This is a genomic window from Methylocella sp. (assembly GCA_037200525.1).
Classification (GTDB): Bacteria; Pseudomonadota; Alphaproteobacteria; order Rhizobiales; family Beijerinckiaceae; genus Methylocapsa.
This window is the reverse complement of record JBBCGG010000001.1, coordinates 2,174,933-2,197,988: the sequence shown is the minus strand read 5'-3', so window position 1 is coordinate 2,197,988 and position 23,056 is coordinate 2,174,933. Positions and strand designations below refer to the sequence as shown.

General features: G+C 58.2%; 21 protein-coding genes and 1 pseudogene. 6 read left to right on the top strand and 16 right to left on the bottom strand.

Features of this window, described 5'->3' with window-relative positions; genetic code table 11:
- Nucleotides 1–183: 183 nt before the first annotated feature.
- The 14 genes from WDN46_10750 to WDN46_10685 all read right to left on the bottom strand — a co-directional run bounded on the left by WDN46_10750 (nucleotide 184) and on the right by WDN46_10685 (nucleotide 12,408).
- Complete coding sequence (locus WDN46_10750) at nucleotides 184–615, bottom strand: hypothetical protein (protein MEJ0093894.1); 432 nt, start codon at nucleotides 613–615, stop codon at nucleotides 184–186.
- A gap of 11 nt (nucleotides 616–626) precedes the next feature.
- Entirely contained in the window at nucleotides 627–902 is a 276-nt protein-coding gene (locus tag WDN46_10745; protein ID MEJ0093893.1) for a hypothetical protein, read from the bottom strand.
- On the bottom strand, nucleotides 902–1,213 hold the full coding sequence (locus WDN46_10740; protein ID MEJ0093892.1) for a hypothetical protein: 312 nt from the start codon (nucleotides 1,211–1,213) through the stop codon (nucleotides 902–904). Before WDN46_10740 ends, WDN46_10745 begins: the two co-directional genes overlap by 1 nt.
- Nucleotides 1,214–1,403: 190 nt before the next feature.
- Complete coding sequence (locus WDN46_10735) at nucleotides 1,404–2,435, bottom strand: AAA family ATPase (protein ID MEJ0093891.1); 1,032 nt, start codon at nucleotides 2,433–2,435, stop codon at nucleotides 1,404–1,406.
- A gap of 1,158 nt (nucleotides 2,436–3,593) precedes the next feature.
- Nucleotides 3,594–5,108, bottom strand: coding sequence for a primase-helicase family protein (locus tag WDN46_10730; GenBank protein MEJ0093890.1), 1,515 nt, complete (start codon nucleotides 5,106–5,108; stop codon nucleotides 3,594–3,596).
- Nucleotides 5,109–5,192: 84 nt separating this feature from the next.
- Nucleotides 5,193–5,627 (bottom strand): single-stranded DNA-binding protein, encoded by a 435-nt coding sequence (locus tag WDN46_10725; GenBank protein MEJ0093889.1) that lies wholly within the window; start codon nucleotides 5,625–5,627, stop codon nucleotides 5,193–5,195.
- Nucleotides 5,624–5,962 carry a hypothetical protein gene (locus WDN46_10720; GenBank protein ID MEJ0093888.1) on the bottom strand — a complete coding sequence of 113 codons (339 nt, stop codon included), beginning with the start codon at nucleotides 5,960–5,962 and terminating at the stop codon, nucleotides 5,624–5,626. Before WDN46_10720 ends, WDN46_10725 begins: the two co-directional genes overlap by 4 nt.
- Nucleotides 5,959–6,207, bottom strand: a complete 249-nt coding sequence (locus WDN46_10715) for a helix-turn-helix domain-containing protein (protein MEJ0093887.1) — start codon at nucleotides 6,205–6,207, stop codon at nucleotides 5,959–5,961. The genes WDN46_10720 and WDN46_10715 overlap by 4 nt, the downstream gene beginning before the upstream one ends.
- 94 nt (nucleotides 6,208–6,301) lie before the next feature.
- Nucleotides 6,302–6,931 carry a hypothetical protein gene (locus tag WDN46_10710; protein ID MEJ0093886.1) on the bottom strand — a complete coding sequence of 210 codons (630 nt, stop codon included), beginning with the start codon at nucleotides 6,929–6,931 and terminating at the stop codon, nucleotides 6,302–6,304.
- A gap of 92 nt (nucleotides 6,932–7,023) precedes the next feature.
- Nucleotides 7,024–8,259: an integrase arm-type DNA-binding domain-containing protein gene (locus WDN46_10705; GenBank protein ID MEJ0093885.1), complete on the bottom strand. Its 1,236-nt coding sequence runs from the start codon at nucleotides 8,257–8,259 to the stop codon at nucleotides 7,024–7,026.
- Nucleotides 8,260–8,643: 384 nt separating this feature from the next.
- Nucleotides 8,644–9,987 carry a sorbosone dehydrogenase family protein gene (locus tag WDN46_10700; protein MEJ0093884.1) on the bottom strand — a complete coding sequence of 448 codons (1,344 nt, stop codon included), beginning with the start codon at nucleotides 9,985–9,987 and terminating at the stop codon, nucleotides 8,644–8,646.
- Nucleotides 9,987–10,436: a DUF2231 domain-containing protein gene (locus WDN46_10695; protein ID MEJ0093883.1), complete on the bottom strand. Its 450-nt coding sequence runs from the start codon at nucleotides 10,434–10,436 to the stop codon at nucleotides 9,987–9,989. The genes WDN46_10700 and WDN46_10695 overlap by 1 nt, the downstream gene beginning before the upstream one ends.
- 975 nt (nucleotides 10,437–11,411) lie before the next feature.
- Nucleotides 11,412–11,828, bottom strand: coding sequence for a PRC-barrel domain-containing protein (locus WDN46_10690; GenBank protein ID MEJ0093882.1), 417 nt, complete (start codon nucleotides 11,826–11,828; stop codon nucleotides 11,412–11,414).
- A gap of 340 nt (nucleotides 11,829–12,168) precedes the next feature.
- Nucleotides 12,169–12,408 carry a hypothetical protein gene (locus WDN46_10685; GenBank protein MEJ0093881.1) on the bottom strand — a complete coding sequence of 80 codons (240 nt, stop codon included), beginning with the start codon at nucleotides 12,406–12,408 and terminating at the stop codon, nucleotides 12,169–12,171.
- Nucleotides 12,409–12,669: 261 nt separating this feature from the next.
- Here WDN46_10685 and glgX point away from each other — a divergent pair, with 261 nt between their 5' ends.
- The 6 genes from glgX (at nucleotide 12,670) to WDN46_10655 (ending at nucleotide 21,887) form a co-directional block, all read left to right on the top strand.
- The gene (gene glgX / locus WDN46_10680) at nucleotides 12,670–14,829 is read left to right on the top strand and encodes a glycogen debranching protein GlgX (protein MEJ0093880.1); all 2,160 of its coding nucleotides are present in this window, start codon (nucleotides 12,670–12,672) and stop codon (nucleotides 14,827–14,829) included.
- Complete coding sequence (gene treZ / locus WDN46_10675) at nucleotides 14,826–16,610, top strand: malto-oligosyltrehalose trehalohydrolase (protein ID MEJ0093879.1); 1,785 nt, start codon at nucleotides 14,826–14,828, stop codon at nucleotides 16,608–16,610. Before glgX ends, treZ begins: the two co-directional genes overlap by 4 nt.
- On the top strand, nucleotides 16,607–19,342 hold the full coding sequence (gene treY, locus WDN46_10670) for a malto-oligosyltrehalose synthase (GenBank protein MEJ0093878.1): 2,736 nt from the start codon (nucleotides 16,607–16,609) through the stop codon (nucleotides 19,340–19,342). Before treZ ends, treY begins: the two co-directional genes overlap by 4 nt.
- 192 nt (nucleotides 19,343–19,534) lie before the next feature.
- A complete protein-coding gene (locus tag WDN46_10665; protein MEJ0093877.1) occupies nucleotides 19,535–19,723 on the top strand; it encodes a hypothetical protein in 189 nt (62 codons plus the stop codon).
- Nucleotides 19,724–19,887: 164 nt separating this feature from the next.
- On the top strand, nucleotides 19,888–20,604 hold the full coding sequence (locus WDN46_10660) for a helix-turn-helix domain-containing protein (protein MEJ0093876.1): 717 nt from the start codon (nucleotides 19,888–19,890) through the stop codon (nucleotides 20,602–20,604).
- Nucleotides 20,605–20,963: 359 nt separating this feature from the next.
- A complete protein-coding gene (locus WDN46_10655; protein ID MEJ0093875.1) occupies nucleotides 20,964–21,887 on the top strand; it encodes an oxidoreductase in 924 nt (307 codons plus the stop codon).
- 255 nt (nucleotides 21,888–22,142) lie between these two features.
- Here WDN46_10655 and WDN46_10650 read toward each other — a convergent pair whose 3' ends face one another.
- Nucleotides 22,143–22,829 carry a hypothetical protein gene (locus WDN46_10650; protein MEJ0093874.1) on the bottom strand — a complete coding sequence of 229 codons (687 nt, stop codon included), beginning with the start codon at nucleotides 22,827–22,829 and terminating at the stop codon, nucleotides 22,143–22,145.
- Nucleotides 22,830–22,907: 78 nt separating this feature from the next.
- A pseudogene (locus tag WDN46_10645) lies at nucleotides 22,908–23,042 on the bottom strand (MFS transporter).
- Between the last annotated feature and the right edge of the window lie 14 nt (nucleotides 23,043–23,056).

The window sequence follows — 23,056 nt, the reverse complement described above, 5'->3', positions numbered from 1 at the left end:
AAATGACCAAGTACCAGGCACCCACGCCGGCTCTAACACCTGCGCTGAAAACTGCCCTCACAACCGCCAATACCGAGGCTGTCAAGCAGATCATGACGACCGCGAATAATCGCCCTGCGCCATGTGCGCCGGCTTGCCACAAGCCAGTTGGCAAGAAGTGAATAGCCAAGGGCGGCTTCTGAATTAGTTCGCGAAGCCGTCCTCGGGCCCAATGAACGTGTCCCAATTCGATATCGAAGGCCTTGCGCCCGTGGCCTTTCCCGGACGCACTCCTTCCGAATCTCTTCGCGGCGCCTCCGCGGCAATCGGCGGGATCGGCGCTGCCACTTTCGGGCCAACAGCCGCGCCTGTTCGAGGATCGATTTGCTGGGCACGACCGTCTGCATGCTTGAGAATGTATGCGCCGCCAGGTTCGGCCTGCTCAGCGTAGCCATAAACCTCTCCAAAATGCCGATGCGCTGTGATTTGCTTTAGGCCCACAAACGGATCGAGCGACCACTGATCCGGCCATTTCTTTTTCGCGTCGCGGTAATCAAACGGGTCCATGTGGACCAGCTCGCTCGTTCCTGCGGCCGGATCTCGGTAATATGCTTTGACCTTTTCGTCGGATGCCATCGATCCATTCCTTATGCGTCACGCCGGCGGCCCACAGGAAGAGTCCGCGAACGATAGGCGGGCCGACTTTCCCCATGGCCAAGGCTTGGGCCCTTGAAGCTACAATCCGTGTCTAAGACCGGCCATTTGATCGTGACGGCCGGCGTCACTTCACCAGCCGGCGCCAGCATTTCGCCGCCCATCGGCGTGGGGACAATGCACGTCTCCACCTCATCGAAATAGCGGTACGGCGTCCCCCGATCGAGCCAGGCTTCTTTCTGCTGCCGTGAGACGATGCGTCGGGGCATTAGCGCTTCTGCGCCGCCTGGTCGCGATCCCACTGGCGACGATAGGTCAGCCGCGCTTCAGGGCTCGCCTTGTCCCAACCCGCCGGCGGAATAAACGCAGCGTCGGCCGCCCGCTCGCGCGATTGCATCGCCTGCTTTTGCTGCTTGAGCTGATAGGCGCGCTTGTCAGCGGGGCTCGCAGCGTCCCAGCCGGCCGGCAACGCGAAATCATACTTGACGATCGGCGCACCAAGAACATCCACCTCCGCAATCGGTTCGGGGGACACGATTTTATAGCCGGGCGGCGGAATATGGCCGGGGGGAAGAGACATCGTGTTCGATCCTCATAACGTAGCGACCAGCCTTCGCTAGCATATTTCAGCCGCGAAGTAAAGGCGGAGCCGCTTTGAGATCGGATGCCAGGCGTTTTTGTGCCTTCCAAAACGAAAAAACCCGGCGCGGCAAGCGTCGGGTCCTCAGGTGCCGAGTCTGTGTGTCTCGAATTGCATCGCCGATGCGAATTTAAATCCCGGTCAGAGACTCCACGCACTTAGCGAGAGCGACAAATGATTTTGCAAACTCGTCCCTGCTTGCCTTCATTGTCTGGAGAATTATTCCTCCCTGCTCTATCTGTGAATCTGAAAGCGCAAATACTGGTGTACTGTGCTTCTGGGATTGAGCTATCAATGAATTGAAATCTGCGATATTTGCGAGGTTATACGGCGTGTCTCCTGGAGAAGATGCTCTGAATTGGCTTTCAGATATTGCCATATTATTTGAGGCCAGCACTGGCACAAACTCTTTGAGAACGGTTTGCTTAATAACATCGATCCACTGCTGAAATGAAAATGCCGGCGCGCCAGAACGCGGTCGATATCTTTGCGAAATTGTTCCACAAAACTGTGGTGGATGATTCGGAAACGGATACAATAATGACTTATCCCTAAACCTATTTACCTCGTCGTTCCAACGGGGCAATACACGAGATAAAGATGAAATCGCTTGATTGCAATAATAATCAGGGGATATCGGAACAATGAAATAGTCACTTCCCATTAGAAAGCATTGATTAAGAGCGCCGACACTCGGGCTCATGTCAATGATTATCAAATCTATCCTATTTTTATCTGCTGTCTTTCTCAGCAGCGCACCAACAGCGCCTGGAATGTTTTGCAGCGCCGGGATCGCCGCGCTTGTCGACAGAGCAACAGCGATCTGCGTCTCATTTTCAGCCAACTCAATATTGCCGGCTAGCAGAAACAGGTTCTTATTTGTTGTCTCAGTGATATCTGCTGGATCTAACGGAGCTCCAGTTGCCTTGAATATTGGATTTAGGCAGTCGCTTATGTTACCGTTTGGATGAGATTTGTAAAAAGAACTGAAGTCATTTACACCGTCGAAACCTAAGACGGTTCCAGTCAAATTACATTGCGGATCACCGTCGACTATCAATACTCTTTTCCCGCGATCAGCCAGCGCCCACCCGAGATTAAAAGTTGTGGTAGTTTTACTCACTCCACCTTTGTGATTGAACAGGGAAATAACTGCGGCCATCGGCGTCCCCTTTAAGCTTGTGTTATTTACGCATACCGGCACTTTTACAACACTGCCAAGCTAACCGATTTTGGCCGTTCCGCTAGTGGTATTTCTTTCTCCTGCCTGTCGGTCTGGGCGACTGCAAACAATTCGCCGCGTCGCGCTTCACTTCGGCATCGAGACCGGATGATTTGTTCTCGGCGATGTCTCGGACGACCTGGGCTTGCCGGGCAGGCTCGACGCCAGGCCATCCTGCGGTCTGTCGAAATGTTCGCCGGGCATAGGAAAAAATTTGGGTTGTCGTGATTTTGAGGCGTAAGGTGCGCGGCTGAGCCTGGAGCTTACTGCCTAGACTTGGTTTTTCCGGGTACCCCCCTCATCAGGCGATCGCGCCAAATTCACGACCTCGGGGGAGCCCTTTCCAAATGCGCGCGCCGGCGACGACTGGAGATCCGCGCGGCGAGGAGATCCTACCGGCTGAGCAATTGGGGCCAGAGATTGGGGCCGATGCCTCAAACCGCTTGATCCTAGAGGAGAGTGCGGCGGAATAGGTATCCGCTAACGAGGGTTGGGCGTGCGATGTGCCGCTGATCCAAGATGAGCACAAGCGTTGCAATAGCCTTTCTCGAATGCCCCTTACGATCCGGCCGCTGCTGAAATGCTGGGAGCTGTCCCGCGTGCGCCCAAGGCATCAGACTCTCCGGGTTTGCACTACTCCCGAACTTTGAGCCTTGGGTCGTCGATCCCGCTTGTCGGTTGGGATTTTGCCCTATCGTGTTTGGCTGCAATTTGGCCGTTGCGCGTGTGCGCGTGGATTTTCCTGCGTTTTTCAATGGTTTGGGCGGCGAGTATTTCGACACGGATTTTGCGCTAAACGCCGAAGTTTGAGGCTCACCACTCCTTATCTCTCTATTTATTCCTGGAAGCAGATGGAAGGAGAATGGAGGGAGGATGGAAGCAGGAATATTTTGGCTATGCCGTTGATGTCGCTGCGAAAATCGCTTGGGTGGAAGCACTGGAAGCAGAATCGGCAAATCGCTGCAAATCGGATCGTTGAAAACGCCGCGCGCAATATTTGTAGCGTTTCGTCTGTTTTTGCCTCCATGCTTCCACCCGAAGAGAAAACCGTTTAAAATCAATGCTGGAGGCATGGAGGGAGAGGCTGGAAGGAGAAAATCAGCTTCCATCCTTCGGACGGCGCCATAGAAGCGCTATGCAGGCATCCGTCTTGGGCAAAACGCGCAAGTTGCAGGTTTTAGTCTTTTTCGTTCCGAACCCGGCTGCGGTCAGAACTTCCCCGAGCCTATGCAGCGGCGTAGGCTGGGCGCCGCGGGCTGACCGCTGGTCTTTGACCCACACGGAATATGCGGCCGCCAGCTCGGCGAAGCTATACGCCTCTCCGTCGACCCAGGGGGTGCAGCTTCCCGTTGAGAGATCTTTCGTGCCAATGATCTGCTCTACGGCGCAGCAAGCTTCAATCCACTTGCGGGCATCATGCGGGTTGATGCTTTCCCGGATCATGTCGCTGCGCGCCGCGGTGTCGATCTCGATGTCGCGCCACGGTACGAAGCCGGCGACGTCGAGTGTCAGAAGATGATGAGCGAACGCCTCTCGGCCGCCGTTCTCGATCTGGTGGCTCAGTTTCGAAAAATATGCGGCGTCGCCGATCCGATGCTCGCTCACGTTCAAAACCCAGTGCCGGGCATCGCCCTCTTCGATATGGGCCGCATTGTCATGGTTGCTCGCCAGCCAGAAATTGACGCCGATAGGGCATTGGACGATGGGGACACCTTTAGTCTCGATCCCGATGACGCTGCCCGTCGAGAGCTTTTTGACTTGATCCGCCGCGCGGCGATCGCCGGCGAAGAGGACCTCGTCCAAGAAGATGTAAGATGCGCCGCGCAGCGCATCATTAAACCGGCCGAGAACTTGGTCAGCAGTGGCCGGCATGACGCCGCTCGGGCCATAAATTCTCAGCATGATCTGCTCAAGCAACAAACCCTTGCCGGCCTGCTGTTTTTTGGTCTTTAGGGCAACGATGATCTTTGAGGGCCGGCCGATGTTTTGGATCTGCCATGCAAGAAGCTTGATCATATAGTCGGTAGCCCGGACGTCCCCAGCGCAAATGACCTCCCGAATATGAGTGAGAATAAGGTCAACCGGCCCAGCCTTCGGTGTGACGCCAAGGCCCCTGCATAGGTTCAGGGTATCGCCGGGAACTTCCTTGCTGGTGAAAGCGATCCGCCTATAAACATGTCGACGAGCATGGCCAGTCCAAAAATTATAGGCAGACGCATAAAACGGGCGATTGTCCTTCCTGCCCGTGATGACAACCTCAGGAGCAAGTTTGCGCTTAAGGCAGATGTCTTGCAGCGGGTGCCCCGTACTGCGCTCGACATAGGCCGGGGCCGATCCCGGCGCTTCTAGCAACGCGTAGCGCTCGTTGAGCTGCGCCAATGTTGTAATCCGCTTTTCCGCGCCGCCAATGACGACGCTATCGGGTGTCGCTTGATCCGTCGCGTCTACAGGCTTGGGTCTCGACTTCTTTTTCGCCGCGGCTGGCTTCCCAGGTTCGAACGAAACGACATTGCTGATCTCGCTCTCGCCATCACCATATCCGGAATCCAGGGCGGCCAGGCTCGCCTCATAGTTTTCGTCGCGCGGCGGTTCAGGTGGCGTTTGGCGGTCCATGATTACGGGTTCTTCTTCGAAATGCGATGCAGATGCGGATCGTTGGGGATGGCCGCGGGCCGGCGCGGATGCTCGTTCATCGGATCAAGCTTCCCAAGGCGGAGTGGTGTCATCGAATTCGGCGACGCTGATCGGCCGCTGGTGCGATTTCGCAAGAGTTTGCTGCGCCGTCTGTGCGGGTGACGGGCCCTTCCGATCGGCCACCGGCTTGCGATCCTTGCGTGGCGCCCGCAAGGGCAGGATGGCATCAGCTACCATGCTATATGAAAGCTTCGGCTCGCCGGCTTTCTGATAAATCTCAACCTGCAGACTGCCCTGCGCGCTGAGCGAATCGCCCTCGCGGAGCCGCATCAGGTCCGCGCACGCGCTCTCGCTAAAAGACCTAATGCGCCAGAATTGCGTGCCCTCGGCGCCATCACGAACGCGCGCTGTGGCATCCACATAGTGCTTGCCACTCTTGCCGATTTTCCGCTCAGGCCCCCGGAATATGACTCCGAGAATCATAGCTTGCGCGCTCATGGCCGAGCTCCTCTGCGGATATCAACGACCTCGCGCGCCGCCTTTGCCGCGGCTCGCGCGAATTGCGTATATCCGCGCATCGATTGCTCAAGGAGGGCGTCGTCGCCGATCGAGGCGAAGGTCATCGCGGTGTCGGCGTAGTGCGCCGCAATCGAGAGCGACTCGACCACGAAATCGCGAAGGAGGTCGCACTTCGCCAGGTCGATCTTCGAGGGACCGTTGAAAGAGGCTTGCGGCGATGCTATATCTCGGGTGTTGATCGCTTGGTCGTGAGCAACATTTCCGAGCCCCGCCGTCTCGCTAACGGCGGGGTTTTCGTTTGGGCGCCGCATCATTCGCCTCCCGAAATTAGGGCGCGAATTGCGTCGGCCGGGATCAGCCGGCGTCCCGCAATTCTCAGTGTCCGTAGCTTCTTCGCGGCGATCAGATTAAAGATCGAGGATCGCGAGACCCCGATGAGCTTGGCGGCATCAAAGACGGTGTAAGCGCCGCCGTGGCTGAGGGGCAGAATGTTCGCGACGCGATCGCCTTGCGCGGCGGCCGACGTCGAACTGTCGGTTGTCGTGGTCTGGGGGTGCATTTGAGGGCATCTTTCGTGGTCGGTTATGAACGACCACGAGATTCGCCCTCAGACACCGCCGGCGCACCCGGAAACGCCCAGAAACGCCCAACAACTAGGTTTCTGGGTACGACTGTTTTTTTATGCGCCATTCATCGAGCCATGCCGGAATGCGCTGCTGAATGCCGGACATCGCGACAACAACGCCAAGCTTTTCTTCGCAAAAGCTTTCCAGATCTTGTTCAAGCCGGGCCTGCGCGTTCCACTTCCTGTCATCCGGAGTGAAATCGCCGTTCTCGTCCATCAATCGAAAAGTTTCGGACTTCACCATCTCCCAATTGACGGCGGGCGGCCTGCCACCTTTATTTTTCGATTTGGGCGCTTTGTCGGACACCGGCGTGAATAGGCGCCTTATGCCAATAGCGTCGACCTCGATGGATTCGAATACGGGTAGACGTCGACCGCGATAACGCAAGTCGCGATGACTGACGGAGGACCAGTCAGATTCGTATTCTTGCCAATCATGGGCCGAGATAATCTCCATCTCCCTGGTTTCGTGTCGCTCGCCCCGGCTAGCGATGAGCCCTTGCCGCAAGGACTCAATAAGGTCGACCATCGCCTGTGGCGGCACGCCGCCGGGGCGACGTAGCACTTCACGGGTCGAAAGGCGGGCGATCATACGGACGCCTTCATCAAGCGGAACCCATTCTTCGGAGGCCCCAACCGAGGCGGGATCGTCGTTCATCGCGTGTCCTAGCGAGTGTCCTGGGAACGCGGGGAAGCAAGTGGACTATCTCGCTTGTCGGCCGGCCAGCCTATCCCCGCGCGTTCGTGAATTCAGTCGGCACCGCGCGCCATTGGCGTCACATTCGCAGCCGCCTTGGGCTCGCAAAACATGGCCCAGGCCTCCATCAACCCGCGGCGCTTTTCCAGAGCATCCCCGCGCCGATAGGCCTGCTCGGCCTTATCGCCGATGACATGAGCCAACGCTGCCTCGGCGACCTCGCGTGGAAAATGCGTCTCTTCGCCCGCCCAATCCCGGAAGCTGCTTCGAAAGCCATGCGTAGTCGCGTCCATTTTCATGCGACGCAGAGCCATTTCCATACTCATGTTGGAGAGCGGGCGCCCGGCTCGCTGTCCGGGAAAGATGAAATCGCTTGTTTTGCCGTCGGCGAGTTCTTCAAGGATCTCGACCGCGCGGCCGGATAGCGGAACGCGATGTCCGCGCCCGGCTTTCATCCGTGTCGCCGGAACCGTCCAAACTTTGGCCTCAAGGTCTATTTCATCCCATCGAGCGCCGAGCACTTCGCCCGACCGCGCTGCGGTCAGAATCAGGAACTCGAGGGCCTTTGCAGCCATCGCGTTCATCGCGCGGAGATCGCTAATGAACTTCGGTACGTCAGAGTACAGCAGGGCCGCGTGATGTCCGCGAGTGAGCTGCTGACGCTTCGCCAAGAGCTTGTCGAGGTGCCCTTTCCAGCGCGCGGGATTCTCTCCCGATCGATGACCCTCCGCCTTTGCCGCATCGAGAACAGATTCGATCCGGCCGCGCAATCGCGACGCTGTTTCCGGCCTGCTCCCCCAAATGGGCTGCAAGACCGTCAGCACCGCAGCCGTGTCTATTTCGCCAACGGGCTGCGGGCGCAGGGGTGCGGCATATTTTTCGAGCGTCATTTTCCATTGAGCGCGATGCTTGTCGTTGCGCCACTCAGCTGACTTGGCTTCAACGAATTTATCAGCGTACTCGCCGAACGTCGGCTTCCCGGCCTCAGGCTTTCCGGCCTCGCGCCGCGCTTCAATCGGATCGACGCCCGCGGCGACGAGCTTGCGCGCTTCGTCGGCCTTGGCACGCGCGTCGGCGAGCGTGACGGCCGGGTAGCCCCCAAGGCCCATTTCCCGCCGCATTTCCTGCCGTTTTCCACCCCGCTTGCTGCCGCGAATCGCGAGGAAGATCCAGCGGCGCCGGCCGCCGGCGTCGATGTGCAAATACAAGCCCGCGCCATCGCCGTGCCTTCCGGGCCTCTTCAACGCCTTAACCGTTGCCGCCGTAAGCTTGTGTAACTTCCTAGCCATAGTTTTCTCCGGCCCCAACTCTGGCCCCAATCTCGAAAGTCGATTGTAGCAAACTAAGCTGGACGAAGGAAGACAGATTATCTCGTAACTAGCTGATCCATAGAGGACAACGTACACGACCTTGAACTGCCTTGAACGCTAATTCGGCGGACTCCCTCTCCGCCATTGCGCCAATAAAAATCAACATCTTATGCCATTTTGGCGCCTTCCGCCGTTTGCCCCTATTTCAGTTGCCGCCGGGGTAGAGCCTAGGCTGGCAGCGTGCCGCCGACGATCGAAAGCGTCTTTGTCGCTTCGTCTCCTATCCGCGAAGACTATCTCTCCTCCCCGAGCGCCAATGAAAGCCATGCGGAAAGCGCGTCGTCTAACACAAAGGCCTGCCTTTTACTGCGCGGACGCCGTCACTCGCCACACGGCGTTCCCAAGGTCGTCGGCGATAAGCAATCCGCCATTACGGTCCACGGCCAAACCCACCGGCCGGCCGCGCGCTTGATTCTCCGCGTTGAGGAACCCTGTGACGACGTCTTCCGCCGGTCCGCTTGGCTTGCCGCCGCTGAATGGCACGAACACGACTTTGTAGCCGGTGAGCGGACTTCGATCCCAGCTCCCGTGCTCGCCCACGAAGACGCCGCCGCGGTAGGCCGGAGGAAGGTTTGCGCCAGTGTAGAAAGCCATCCCCAGTGGAGCGACGTGGGAGCTCAACGCATAGTCTGGAACAATTGCGCTAGCGACCAAATCAGGCCGTTGCGGCTCGACCCGTGGGTCCAAATGTTGCCCGTAATAGCTGTAGGGCCAGCCGTAAAAGCCGCCGTCGCGCACCGAGGTTAAATAATCTGGAACCAGATCCGGCCCGAGCTCGTCGCGTTCATTCGCGACCGCCCAGAGAGCGCCGGTTTGCGGCTCCCATTGCAGACCGGTCGGATTGCGCAACCCGCTGGCAAAGATGCGGTGAGCGCCCGACATGCGGTCGACCTCCCAAATGGCGGCGCGCTCGACCTCGGCCTCCATGCCATTTTCGGCAATGTTGCTGTTTGAGCCGACCCCAACATAGAGTTTAGACCCATCGAGGCTCGCCAGCAGGCTCTTGGTCCAATGGTGGTCGATAGGGCCGCCGGGCAGATCGGTAACTTTGGTTCCGGCGGCCGTGATCCTGGTTTCGCCCTCCGTGTAGGGATAGCGGACGATGGCGTCGGTGTTTGCGACATAAAGGTCGCCGCCAACCAAGGCGACGCCAAATGGCGAGTTAAGATTGTCCAGAAAGATGGTCCGCGTCTTTGCAACGCCGTCATCTCCCACATCGCGTAACAAAGTGATGCGGTTGCCGCCCTTGGCGCCGGCCCCAGCGAACGATTGCACCCACCCCATTATCAAGTCCTTGGGTCGGTTGATTGGCGCTTTGGGGCCACTGCTCTCAACCACCAATACATCGCCGTTTGGAAGGACGTAGAGCGACCGAGGATGCTGAAGCCCAGTCGCCAAGGCGCGGATCTGAAGGCTCTGCGCAACCGTTGGCGTCTCATTCTTGCCCCAACTCGCCACCTTCGCGATGTTCATCGGCGGCAGGAGATATTGCTGCGGATCGGGCAGCAGCGGATTGGCGCCGATCTGAGATTTCGGATCGCCGCCCTTGTCATCGCAGCCGGCGAGGGCCAAACCAGAAATGGCGACGCAAAGAAGGGCAAGATGAGCCACGCGGATCGTTGAATCCGTAAATCGGAAAGCGCGCATCAATTGGCCACCCCGACGCGGTGGCGATAGACCATGGACCAGCCCGTCCAACCATTGAAAAGCAGGATGACGACAACGAGACCGGAAAGAATCAGGCCTGTCGGGACAACCGCGGTGTAACCGTCGCGGCTGTGGACGAAGACGTTGATCAAAGAAAGGACCAGAGCAAGCGCGTTGCCGAGCAGATGAGGCCACGCCGGCTTCAAGGCGCGTATTCTTTCGCTGCTTATGAAGTCGATCAAGCCGGCGATCGCCGCAAAGCCGGCCATGATCAGACCGGCAGTCAATAGCCATACAGAGAACGTCTCCCACATTACAGCAGCGGTATGCCAATATATTAGGTCAGTGACGAAGGCTCCCATAAAGCAAACGATAGGAAACGGTGCGAGCATGGGATGGATGGGATTTCCGCCGATCTTCAGCGTCGACGGGGGATTGAAATCAGCCATAAGAAGCGTCCTTGTTTGGCGCAGCGAAGCGTCGGAAACAGCGGTCCGCTAACGATCCAACGTTCAAGCAGTTCCGACGAAAACAAGCACACCGCCTCAGCGCCGCGACATCCCTCGTTTGCGGCCCCGGAGAGGGTCATCCATACCGCTTTGGCGCGATAACCTCATGATCGAAGAAAATAATTAGGCCGGACGCGGAAAAGATCCTCACGCCGCAATCCTAAGATGCGACGAGCTCTTGGCGCCCGCATGCCGGGAGCTATCTTCGCTTTATCGGTTTCACGCGTCCACGCGGCGGGTGTCGAAGGAACTCTTAGCAGCGCGAGGCATGCAAGCTGAACGCGACAGGCATTGCGGCGACCGCGTTTTAGACGCAAGCCGCGTCAAAAAACGTCGCGATCACGTCTCCATCATGTCGATCACGAAAACGCGCTGTGAGCAGCAGCTCGCAAAACGGAACAGTCTAACGACGCATGAATTGTATCGCTGTGAAAAGGACAATCGCATGCGAAATCATTTCATCGCGCGGGTTTGGTTTGAGTATCGCTTCTTTTCGCTATTCCTTCAGTTTTGCGCCGAATGGCTGGCTACGATGGGCGCTCTGGGATCGCGATTGAAGAAAGACCAGATTTGGTCCGACGCTAGGGCGACGATGATCTAGCAGGCCTTGCCGTTTTCCTGGCCAGAAATTCAAGATCGTCATTGCCGGGCTCGCTCTCTTCAGCCTCCGCTTCCGATCGAGCTTGACGCCAGTGCTCATCCGCGCGGCCATGCGCTCGGCCGTGCTTTTCCCACAAGGCATGAGCGCGTTCTCGCACGCGATCTTCAACTGTCTTCCCGGTCTCGGTCATAACAACCGTCCTTTATGTCGTAGGTTAGGATGCCTACCGCCTGCGGATGGCGCGTAATGTCATCGCTGGATCATCACGATGAATGTCCCATCATCGCCGCCAGCAACGAATAAGGAGCCCGGCGTTAGGGCCGGGCTCGCGGGCCGCTCGATTCAGCTGTTATATTTGAAATCGGGAGGCTCTTGAGCGAGTCTTTGGTAGCGCCAGGGAGCATCATCTGCTTGTCCTGCACCCGCAATGAGCTGAACGGTACAACTACATATTTCGATCCCATTCCGAGGAATCCGCCGACCGATAGCACCGCAAAAGGAACTCTCTCGCTAGGGGTAACGATCAGATCGTCGATCGTTCCCACCTTCTCATTCGCTTCGTTGTAAACATTGCTGCCAACGACTTTGGAAGTTCGATAGCCGGTCGCCAGCGACGCCGGGTCGACCCTCATCAGGGTCACAGTTTGCGGGGCGCCTTGCGAAAAGGCGGGTGCGTTATATGCAGTCGCTAGAACGACGGCGCTCGTCAAAAGCGGGATGATCCGTCTCATGGTTCGTTTCCTTTCGATAGATTGTTAAGCTCTCGGGGCCTAACCCCTTGCTCAGTGAACCAATGCATCGAAGTTCGGTTCAATCGATCACGTTTAAATAGGTAGCCGCTGCAGAACCGCTGATTGTGTGGTTGTTTTGCCCGGCTTGTGGCGCTTTCCGCGCGCATGAGTCGGGAGAACCGAGGAAGGTGCGAACTCCGGCACCACGCGGCAGATGATCGCGCGGACGCGACGCCTCAATAAAGCCTCCGCGAGTAAGTTACGGGTCGTCCGCCACATTATTATGCCGTCGGTCAAAAATAGCCCCTTTGGGGGGCTATCTTTTATGTATGTCGAAGCATCACTTTTGGCCGCGTCCCATCCCCGAGTCTGGCTCCCCAGAGGGGGCATTTCCGCTTGACGGCGCCATTGACTGCGTCCCCTTCATGTCGGTCGGCTCTCCCGAGGTAGTAGGTTCCTGGGGAGCAACGACGCCAACGCCGGGCGCTGCGCCTTCGTCTGCGGGCGTCATGTTTTGGGCAATCGCAAAGCCCGGCGCAATCGCCAGCAGCGTCGTGGATAGAGCTAGGGCAAATCTCATCGCGTTCTCCTTTTGACGTTTCCTCGCTAAGTCCCGCTCTAACGGGTCCGGGCGTGAAAGGTTCAAGCCGGCCGCGCGTTTCAAAGGCCGCTCAAATCCGGTCCTTTCAATCCGATGATCCGCAGCCGGACTTACCGACGCGCGCCTGTCCAACGAAGAGCTCGCGGAGCGGGAAAAACTTCGAGAATATGCGGCAGAGAAAGTCGGGAACCTACGGGCCGAGTTCAGGGTTACGAAAGCTCACCACTTGGGGAGGAGCAGATGGGGGACGATATCAAGAGCCGCGTCCGCGAAGGCTTGCCTTATCCGCTCGGCGCATGTTGGGACGGCCGGGGAGTGAACTTCGCGATTTTCTCGGCAAATGCTTTGAAGGTTGAGGTTTGCCTATTTGATGCTGGGGGAGGCGCCGAACTTGAGCGCGTGACGCTGCCAGAGTATACAGACCAGATCTTTCATGGCTGGTTGCCTGATATCGGGCCAGGCCAAGTCTACGGCTATCGCGTTCACGGCCCCTACGAGCCGGATGCCGGGCACCGCTTCAATCCAATGAAGCTGCTGCTTGACCCATACGCCCGCGCTCACATGGGCGATCTCCAATGGGACCCCGCGATCTTCGGCTACTCGATCGGCCACCCGGACGAGGATCTATCCTTCGATGAGCGCGACAGCGCGCCGTTTGTACCCAAGTGCATCATCGTTGATCCAAATTTTGACTGGCGCGGCCAGCCCCAACGTAAGCCTCTCGCTTGGGATAGAACCATATTTTACGAAACTCACGTGCGCGGCTACACAAAGCTGCATCCCAACGTCGATGAGCATCTGCGCGGCACCTATGCAGGCCTCGGCTCCGCCGATGTTTTGGCCCACATCAAGTCGATTGGCGTGACCTCGGTTGAGCTGCTGCCGATTCACAGCTTTATCAACGATAGTCACCTTCTCGAAAAAGGTCTCACCAATTATTGGGGATACAATACGATCGGCTTCTTCGCGCCAGATCCTCGTTACGCGTCAGATCGCGCAAACTGCCTTCGCGAATTCAAGGAAATGGTGGCGCGATTTCACGAAGCCGATCTCGAAGTCATCCTTGACGTAGTCTACAATCACACAGCGGAGGGCAATGAGCGCGGACCGACCTTATCGTTCAAAGGCATCGACAACGCCTCCTATTATCGATTGCTCCCTGATCAGAAGCGCTTCTACATTAATGATGCGGGCACCGGAAATACCGTCAATCTCTCCCACGCGCGAGTGATTCAGATGGTCACCGACAGCCTGCGTTATTGGGTAAATGAGACGCATGTCGATGGGTTCCGCTTTGATCTCGGCACCATTCTCGCCCGCGAACCGAACGGCTTCGACAATCAATCAGGCTTTCTCAAAGCGTGCAGCCAGGATCCGGTGCTTGGCGCCGTGAAGCTTGTCGCTGAACCGTGGGATTGCGGTCCCGGCGGTTATCAAGTCGGAGAGTTTCCGCCAGGATGGGCGGAATGGAATGACAAGTTTCGCGACGCGGTCCGCGATTTTTGGCGAGGCGCCAGCAAGGCCGCGGATCTCGCGCCTCGGTTGCTGGCGTCGCCGGCGACGTTCAATCATCAGGGTCGCAAGCCTTGGGCTTCGGTGAATTTTATCACCGCCCACGATGGCTTCACGCTCAATGACGTCGTTACCTACAACGACAAGCACGATGAGGCTAGCGGCGAGGATAACAAGGACGGCTCCTCGGACAATCGCTCGGATAATTGTGGCGTCGAGGGGCCGAGCGACGAGGCCGAGATCAATTGCATTCGCGGCCGCCAGCGTCGCAATATGCTGGCGACGTTGCTGCTGAGCCAAGGCTCGCCAATGTTGCTGGCGGGGGACGAATTCGGCCGCACTCAGAAGGGCAATAATAATGCTTATTGCCAGGACAACGATATCTCGTGGGTGAATTGGAGCTTTGGGGACAATGAGCGATCCCTGATCCGCTTCGTTGGCAGATTAACCGCCCTACGTCGCCGCTTTCCGATTTTGCGTCGTGGTCGGTTCCTGACTGATGCGTATAATGAGGAACTCGATATAAAGGAACTTACCTGGGTTAACCCCGGAGGCGGTGAGATGAGCGCCGGCGACTGGGAATCCGGCGCCTCTTGCTTCGGCCTCATGCTCGATGGCCGCGCGCAACCGACCGGCATCCGCAAGCGCGGGGAGGACGCGACAATCTTGATGATCTTCAACGCTTGGCATGACAACGCGGACTTTATCCTTCCAAGCCAGGGCGGTTCAGACCAGCGCTGGACCTTGATGATCGACACCGATGTCTCCGGGGAGATGGAAGAGCTGGAGAACCAGACCTTCAGCTTTGGACATAAATATGCAATCGCGGCGTGGTCTTTCCTGCTATTCGCGCTAGTGCCCGAAGAAACAAGGGCGACCGGGGGGTGACGACGCGGGTCCACCGGGCGCAAGGCGGAGCAAATTTGGAGCGGAACGGCGTGGTCCGCTTCCGCCTGTGGGCTCCAGGCGTCGAAAGCGTATGCGTCCTCCTCAATGAAGCCGGCGCGCTTCTGCCCATGAAGAAATTGCCAGGCGGTTGGTATGAACTCCTGACCGGCGAAGCAAGGCCCGGGACGCTATACCAATATGTTTTGCCCGATGGCCGGCGGGTGCCGGATCCCGCCTCGCGTTTTCAGCCGCGCGATGTCCATGGTCCCAGCGAAGTCATAGACCCCGGCGGCTACGAGTGGACAGAGAACTGGAGCGGCCGAAACTGGGAGGACCTTGTTCTATACGAGCTCCACATCGGCGCTTTCACGGAGGACGGCACTTTTCTCGCCGCGATCGAAAAGCTTGATCACCTGGTCGCTCTCGGCGTCACCGCAATCGAGATCATGCCCGTTGCGGATTTCCCAGGCCGGCGTAATTGGGGCTATGACGGCGTTTTGCTATACGCGCCGGATTCCTCTTACGGCCGTCCGGAGAACCTCAAAGCTTTAGTTGAAGCCGCCCACGCTCGGAGCATCGCGGTGTTGCTCGACGTTGTCTATAATCACTTTGGGCCGGATGGCAATTACCTCCCGGCATACGCTCCGGCTTTCTTCACGGACACTCACCACACGCCTTGGGGTGCGGCAATCAACTATGATTATGACGACTGCAGGCCTGTGCGGGAATTCGTCATTAACAATGCGCTCTATTGGCTCGAGGAGTTCGATCTTGACGGGCTACGCCTCGATGCCGTTCACGCTATCGTCGACGAAAGCGAGAAACATCTCCTCGATGAACTCGCCGAGCGCGCACGCGCCTTCGCCGGCCGTCCGATTCATTTGCTGCTCGAAAACGAAGATAATGACGCTCGTCGTCTCAAGCGCGAAGGTTGCGCGGTGACGCTTTACACTGCGCAATGGAATGATGATCTCCATCATGTCTTGCACACCACAGCCACGCGCGAGTGTTTTGGATATTATGCCGATTACGAGGGCCGGACTGATTTTCTCGCCAAGGCCCTCGCTGAAGGTTTCGCGTATCAAGGCGAGATGATGTCCTACCGTGGTTCGCCGCGCGGCGAACCTTCCGCCTTCCTGCCTCCGGGCGCATTTGTGGCCTTCATCCAAAATCATGATCAGATCGGCAACCGGGCCTTTGGCGAGCGGCTCGGGATGATTGCGCCCGCCAATGTCATGCGCGCCCTTTCGGCTATATATCTGCTGCTTCCTCAGACGCCGATGATCTTCATGGGCGAGGAGTGGGGCGCGCGGCAGCCGTTTCCATTCTTCTGCGATTTCGATAATGATCTCGCCGACGCCATTCGCGACGGGCGGCGCCAGGAGTTCGCCCGCTTTCCGGAATTCGCCGATCCAAGGCAACGCGAACGCATTCCTGATCCGTTGGCGGAAGCAACGTTCCGATCCGCTAAGTTGGATTGGGATCTCGTCGATGCCTCACACATTGCGCGATACCGCGACCTGATCTCGGTCCGCCGCCGGGAGATCGCGCCGCTGCTAAAGCAGATCAAATGTGGCGGCGAGAGCGTCGTCCATGGCGATGGCGCCGTAGACGTTCGATGGTCGGCCGGTCTTGGCGAGGTTCTGGCGCTTTCGGCTAATCTATCCAAAGCGCACATCGAATTTCCTGCGGCGGCGGGACGCGTCATATGGTCTGAAGGCGATACGGGAATCGTTTTTGGGCCGTGGTCGGTCCGCTGGTGCGTGGAGACGACGCGATGACGCCCCGCGCTACATACCGTCTGCAATTTCACGCGGGGTTTCGCTTTGCGGACGCCGCCCATCTCGCCCCTTATCTTGCTGAACTTGGCGTCAGCCACGTCTATGCCTCACCCTACCTCAAAGCGCGGCCTGGCAGCACGCACGGCTACGACATCACCGATCATCTTTCGCTCAATCCAGAGCTCGGCGACGCGCAGGATTTCCATAATATGTCGGCGGCCTTTGCGGAGGCAGGTCTCGGCCAGATTCTCGACTTTGTACCGAACCACATGGGCGTCGGCGGCGCCGACAATCCTTTGTGGCTGGACGTCCTGGAATGGGGGCCCGATGCAGACCATGCCGGATGGTTCGACATCGACTGGGACCCTGACAATAGATATCTGCACAATAAGGTGCTCGTTCCGTTCCTCGGCGACCAATATGGCGTCGAACTCGAGAGCGGCAAGCTCAAGATAAAATTCGACCCAGATGAAGGCGGTCTCGCCGTTTGGGCCTACGACGCACACAAGCTGCCGATCTGCCCACTGGACTATCACGTGGTGCTGGGCCACGAGAACTCCGACCTCGACTACATCGGCGATACGTTTTCGGACCTGAAGCACTGGCGTCCCGAAATCAAAGAGCGCGCGGTCGTGCTCAAGACGAAACTCGCGACATTGATTCGCGAACAGCCTGAGGCCAAGTCCGCCCTCGAGCAATCAATTGCATTTCTCAATGGCGACTGGAAAGCGCTGGATGCGCTTATTCAGCGACAGTTCTGGCGCATTGCCTACTTTGGCGTCGCCGGTGACGACATCAACTATCGCCGATTCTTCAATATCAACGACCTTGCAGCTCTGCGCATGGAATTACCGGCTGTGTTCCGGCACGCGCATGCGCTGATCCTGCCGATGATCGAGGAAGGCGTTCTTGACGGCCTTCGCATCGACCACATAGATGGACTGCTGGATCCAAAGGCCTATCTCGATTGCTTGCGGGGGGCCGTGAGGAGGCCATTTTATCTTGTGGTGGAAAAAATCCTCGCCTCGCATGAAGCGTTGCGGCCAGACTGGAAGATAGAAGGAACTACCGGCTACGACTTCGCCAATCTGGTTCTGGGCGTATTGGTCAACCCAGCCGCGGAAAAAAGCTTCACTGAGACCTACCGCAATTTCATCGGATCAGACAGATCGCTCTCTCAAATTGTCTATGAATCGAAGATTCGAATCATGGAGAACGAGATGGCGAGCGAACTCCACACGCTCGGTCGCGACGCCGCTCGCGTCGCTCGTCAAAACCCAATGACCGCGGATTTCACGCGGCAGATCCTGCAACGGGCAATCAAGCAGCTCGTCGCCTGCTTTCCTGTCTACCGCACTTATATAGAGTTTGATTCCGCCAGCGACGAAGCCGATCGCCGTTATCTGGATTGGGCGTTAGCTCGGGCTCGCCGCATTGATTCGGCCATTGACCCCACCGTGTTTGATTTTCTCGGCGGGGCGTTGTCTGGCAAGCTTACCGCGGAGCCAAAGAGCGGGTTCAGCCACGCCGGCATACTTCGTTTCTCGATGAAGCTGCAGCAATACAGCGGGCCGGTTATGGCGAAGGGGCTCGAGGATACTGCCTTCTATCGTTATAACCGCTTCGTGGCGCTAAACGAGGTAGGGGGCGATCCACAACGCTTCGGGATTTCCGCCTCGGGATTCCACAAAGTCAACGCGGAGCGCGCAAAGAACTGGCCGCATGCCATGCTTGCGACGTCGACGCACGATACCAAGCGTGGCGAGGATGTGCGGGCGCGGCTCGCAGCGCTGTCTGACTTGCCGGATGAATGGGCGCGGCAGGTGCAGATCTGGAGCCGACTGCTGCGGGCGCGCCTTGGCGACATCGAAAACGATGCGCCGCCAGACCGCAACGATGAATATCTGCTCTACCAGCTTCTCGTCGGGTCGTGTCCGGTTGAATTGCTAGAGAAGCTCGACGTATCTGGGCTCGAAGCCTATGCCGCTCGCGTCAAGGGAGCGCTGCAGAAATCGATGCGTGAGGCTAAGGTTCATTCATCCTGGTCGGCGCCTGATGTCGACTACGAAAATGCGATGCAGTCCCTCGCTATGGCCACTCTCGACGCTAATAGTTCAGCATTTCTGTCAAGCTTTCTGCCTTTCGCGCGGCATGTGGCTCGGCTGGGCGTCGACAATAGTTTGGCGCAGGTAACGCTTAAACTTACTGCACCTGGCATGCCGGACATCTACCAAGGTTGCGAGTTGTGGGATCTTAGCCTTGTTGATCCGGACAACCGTCGTCCGATCGACTTTGACGTGCGCCGGCAGGCTCTGAGCGCCGTCCTTCCGATGATTGTTGAAAATCCCAACATCGCGATGCGCAACCTGCGGAGCCGCTGGCAGGACGGCCACATTAAACTGGCCGTGACGGCGCTGCTTCTTGACCTTCGCAAACGTGAGGAAATCCTGTTTGCAAATGGGAGCTATGAACCACTGGCGGTCGGCGGCGAAAAATCCAATCTTGTTCTTGGTTTTATGCGCGAGGCCGAGCCCGTTGCAGCCGCCGTATTCGTCGCCCGTCATCCAGGCCTGCGTGAGGCCGACCCGAATTGGGGTGACGCCGGGGCGGTCCTGCCAATGGGATGCTGGACCGATGTCTTTACCAAACGCAGGTTCAAAGGCGGCGACGCCGCTTTGCCGCTGGAGGAAATTTTCGCGACGCTCCCCGTCTCGGTTCTTATAAAGTCATGATGAGCGCCGCCGCAGTCCTTTTGGCGGCCTTTCGGCAACTTTTCGAAACGTCTCAAGTTAGGGAGTCATGGATCCCATTCGATGACGCATACAGTGACTAATGAATCGTCTCCGCGAGAATGCACCAAGTCGATGCTTGAGGTGTTCCGATTTCATAACATCGCGCCAGGACGGGCTTTAATGGCCAGCGACGTGAGCATCAGACTTTTCACCAAGGGATGGGGCGGGGCAGAGTACCGCGCTGCAATTCAATATGCGGAAGATCAGAATTGGCTAAAGGGCGAAGGCGGAGCGGTTCGGCTGCTGCAGCCAGGGTTCGCCGCAATTTGGGGCGCGAAGCGCCCTTGGGATGTCGAGGATCTAGCCACCGTTAAGCCCTGAGCTCGCGCCTTGCCGATCGATCGCCCCACCACTGAGGCCGCGTTGTGAGCTTACCGATCCAGGATCTTTATGCTAGCAATGCATATTTGCAATTTGCGGCCAGCATGGGGCTCTCGCGCTGGGTGCGCGCCGGGCCGGTGGCTGACTAGGGACAATGGGACGCTGTGGAAACGACCGAGGACGCCAAATCGCCTGAAGCGCCCTCAATGGGGCTACGTGAGCGCAAGGCGATCAAGATCCGCCAGCGGATTACCGATGTCGCAATGATCCTTTTTCGCGAGCGGGGCTTCGACGGCGTGACCTTGGCGGAAATCGCCGAATCGGCGGAGGTGGCGCCTCGCACCCTCGTCAACTACTTCGGCTCGAAGGAAGCGCTTGTATTCGCCTGGCAGGATGCTGGGGGCGACCGGCTGTTGCAGATGATCGCCGCACGGCCTATCGAGGAAGATGCGTTCACCGTTGCAGCCAATGCGATTCATGCTCCCGTCCAGGACATGCCTCACAAAGAGGCTCTGAGCCTCGCTCGCATGATCGAGGAGACGCAGGCGCTCCGGGCGCGCGATCAACTCAAGACCAATGCGCTTGAAGTCCGATTGGCCGACGCGCTCCGCGCCCGCGAACCTGACCTGCCAGAACTCGACGCTCGCCTGATTGCGATGATCGCCCTGGGCGCCTTCCGAGTCGCCCAAACCCTATGGCTTGAAGGCGGCGGTGAGACGAAGCCTGGGCGCTATATCGAAGACGCTTTTGCGCGCCTGCGGAGGCAGGTCGCTCGATCTATCGCTAACCCCAAACAAACCTCGCGCGCCAAGAACAGACACGCCGCGCCCGTTAGCGCGAAGAAAACGGCGCCCCGGCCCAAGCCGCGAGATTCGGCTTGAACGCCAGGTCGCGGCCCTGATCGGATTTACTATCGTCGCAGACGAGGCGTCACCGATGTCGCGCAGCAGTTCGTCACGACCGTCTTGAAACGCGCGCGCCGTCTGTAGCGAGCGGTCTAACCGGCCGATAAGGAAGCCGTCGTGATCATCGGCGAGGTCACGCCCAGTCATCAGCCGTCGTTGTCGTCTTTCCTCAGCGCCTATCGGCCGCCTCGCGCAGACGCGAATCATCGCGCCGTCTGAATGCGCCATAAGCGCGAAATTGCGAATTTGGCGGCCTCTCAAAAAAACTTGCAGTTACTGCAAATATGCTATAATTGCATATCTAATGAATTTCTAAGAGCCCGGATGGATGCCTCATGTATAAATGGACGGACGCGAACATGCCGCGCCAAGATGGTAAACTCGCCGTTGTCACCGGCACGGGCGGCCCTGGCTATGAAACCGCTCTCAGCCTTGCCAAGGCCGGCGCCACAGTTGTCCTGGCCGGGCGCAATAGGGCTAAAGGAGATGAGTCGGTCGCGCGCATCGCCAAGGCAGTCCCGCAGGCGGCAATCGCCTTCGGCCAAGTCGACTTGGCGGATCTGGCGTCGATAAAGACCTTCGCAGACGCCTACAGCCAACAGCACCAGCGCCTCGACTTTCTGATCAACAACGCGGGAGTCATGACGCCGCCCAAGCGTCGTGAGACGGCGGATGGCTTCGAACTGCAATTTGGGACCAACTATCTCGGCCATTTCGCTCTGACTGGACGGCTGCTGCCGCTGATCAGGGCCTCATCAAAGCCAGTCATCGTCAATGTATCGAGTCTCGCTCATCGCCAGGGCGCTATCCATTTCGACGACTTGCAGTGGACCAAGCGCTATCGAACCTGGGCGTCTTACGCCCAATCGAAGATTGCCATGCTCATGTTTGCCTTCGAACTCGATCGTCGAGCCCGGAAGGCGCACTGGAAGCTTCGAGCTAATGCGGCGCACCCTGGATTTGCGCGAACCGAATTGATCGCCAACGGTCCCGGTGAAACTGGAGTCCTGGCTGGGATTAGCAAGCGCATTCTAAAGCCGCTACTCAGCCACTCGGCGCACGACGGCGCGCTGCCGACCCTGTTCGCGGCAACTTCGGAGCAAGCGATCAGCGGCGGCTACTACGGGCCGGACGGCTTCTACGAGCTAAAGGGCACGGTGAAAGACGCCTATGTCTTGCCGGCCGCCAGGGACCAGGAAGCTGGTCGCCGCTTGTGGACGGTTTCCGAGGAACTGACCGGCGTCGAGATCAACATCTGAGCGGTTCGCTCTACCCCGCTTACAGGAGCTTTCCGCGGAAATTACCAAGGTCGACGGCGATGGAACGCTTCTTTCTGAAGCTCGGCGCGGAGTCCCACCTTTATGTCCTCGAAGGCGCTCAGCGTGGCGCCTACAATAGGCCCTACGCCCGACGGGCTCGACGCCATCGCCCACATCGCGACCTTCTTCAAAACCCACCTCGAGTAAGCCGGCGTCGTGTTTCGTCGCCGCAAACACACTCGCCGCCGCGGCGCCCTATTTGCAAAGCGATTCGATATACATCCGCGTCCAATTCACAAACTCGCAGGCCAAATGCCACTGATGGCCCTTGATCATGTCGGGATCGGCCTTCGCCGGCCAGTAAATGCCAAGCCTCGCCCGGAAGCCATAGGAAGTGTCGCCGAACTGGTGCAGCACTCGTCCTCGCGCCTCGCCATCCTCGGACACAAGATAACCGATCAGGCGAACGGGCAGCGCGGGGTCGGGCGTTTCGACGGCGTCTCGCTCGTCCTGGGTGAACCGCGCATACATAAGACCAGGGAGCTTCCACCCGCCTATGGTCTCCAATATCGATACGCTATCATCGAGCGCTTTGACCACCGCGTAATGTTCGGGATGAGCATTGAACATCATCGCCTCGTCATTGGAGGCCACGCGGTCTTGGAACCACTTCAGAAAACCGCCCGCGCCGCCGCCATTCACGCGGATCTCCGTGATCGAGCCCGTCCATTCATCAGCCGACTGTTCGAACCACTTGTGCTCGATCTGCTCCATGGTCGATATCTCGTTCTTCAACAGCTTGGCGACTCCCTGTGCGCTCATCTTTTGGTAGAGAAGTAAAGCGGCAATCCGCGCGCGTTTCACTTCGTACCGCAGCAACTCGAGCTCGCTGATTTCGACCCCATCAATCAATGCATGCGAGGGATATGGCTGGTTCGACATTTTGTTTCCTAGAGTCTCTGGATGGGCAGCTGAATGAGTGGGTTAGAGCCAAGGAGGGCTCGCCTTCTTGCGGGAGAACTACTCCGTCGCGAAGTACGCTAGCGCTAGAAATGAGAAGGCGAAGCCGACCCACGCGGTGAGCGGCCATCCTCCCTTTGCAAAGGTCCAACCACCCAGAACCGAGCCGATCCCGGCGCCCGCGAAGAAGCAGGCCGACGCGAACAGAA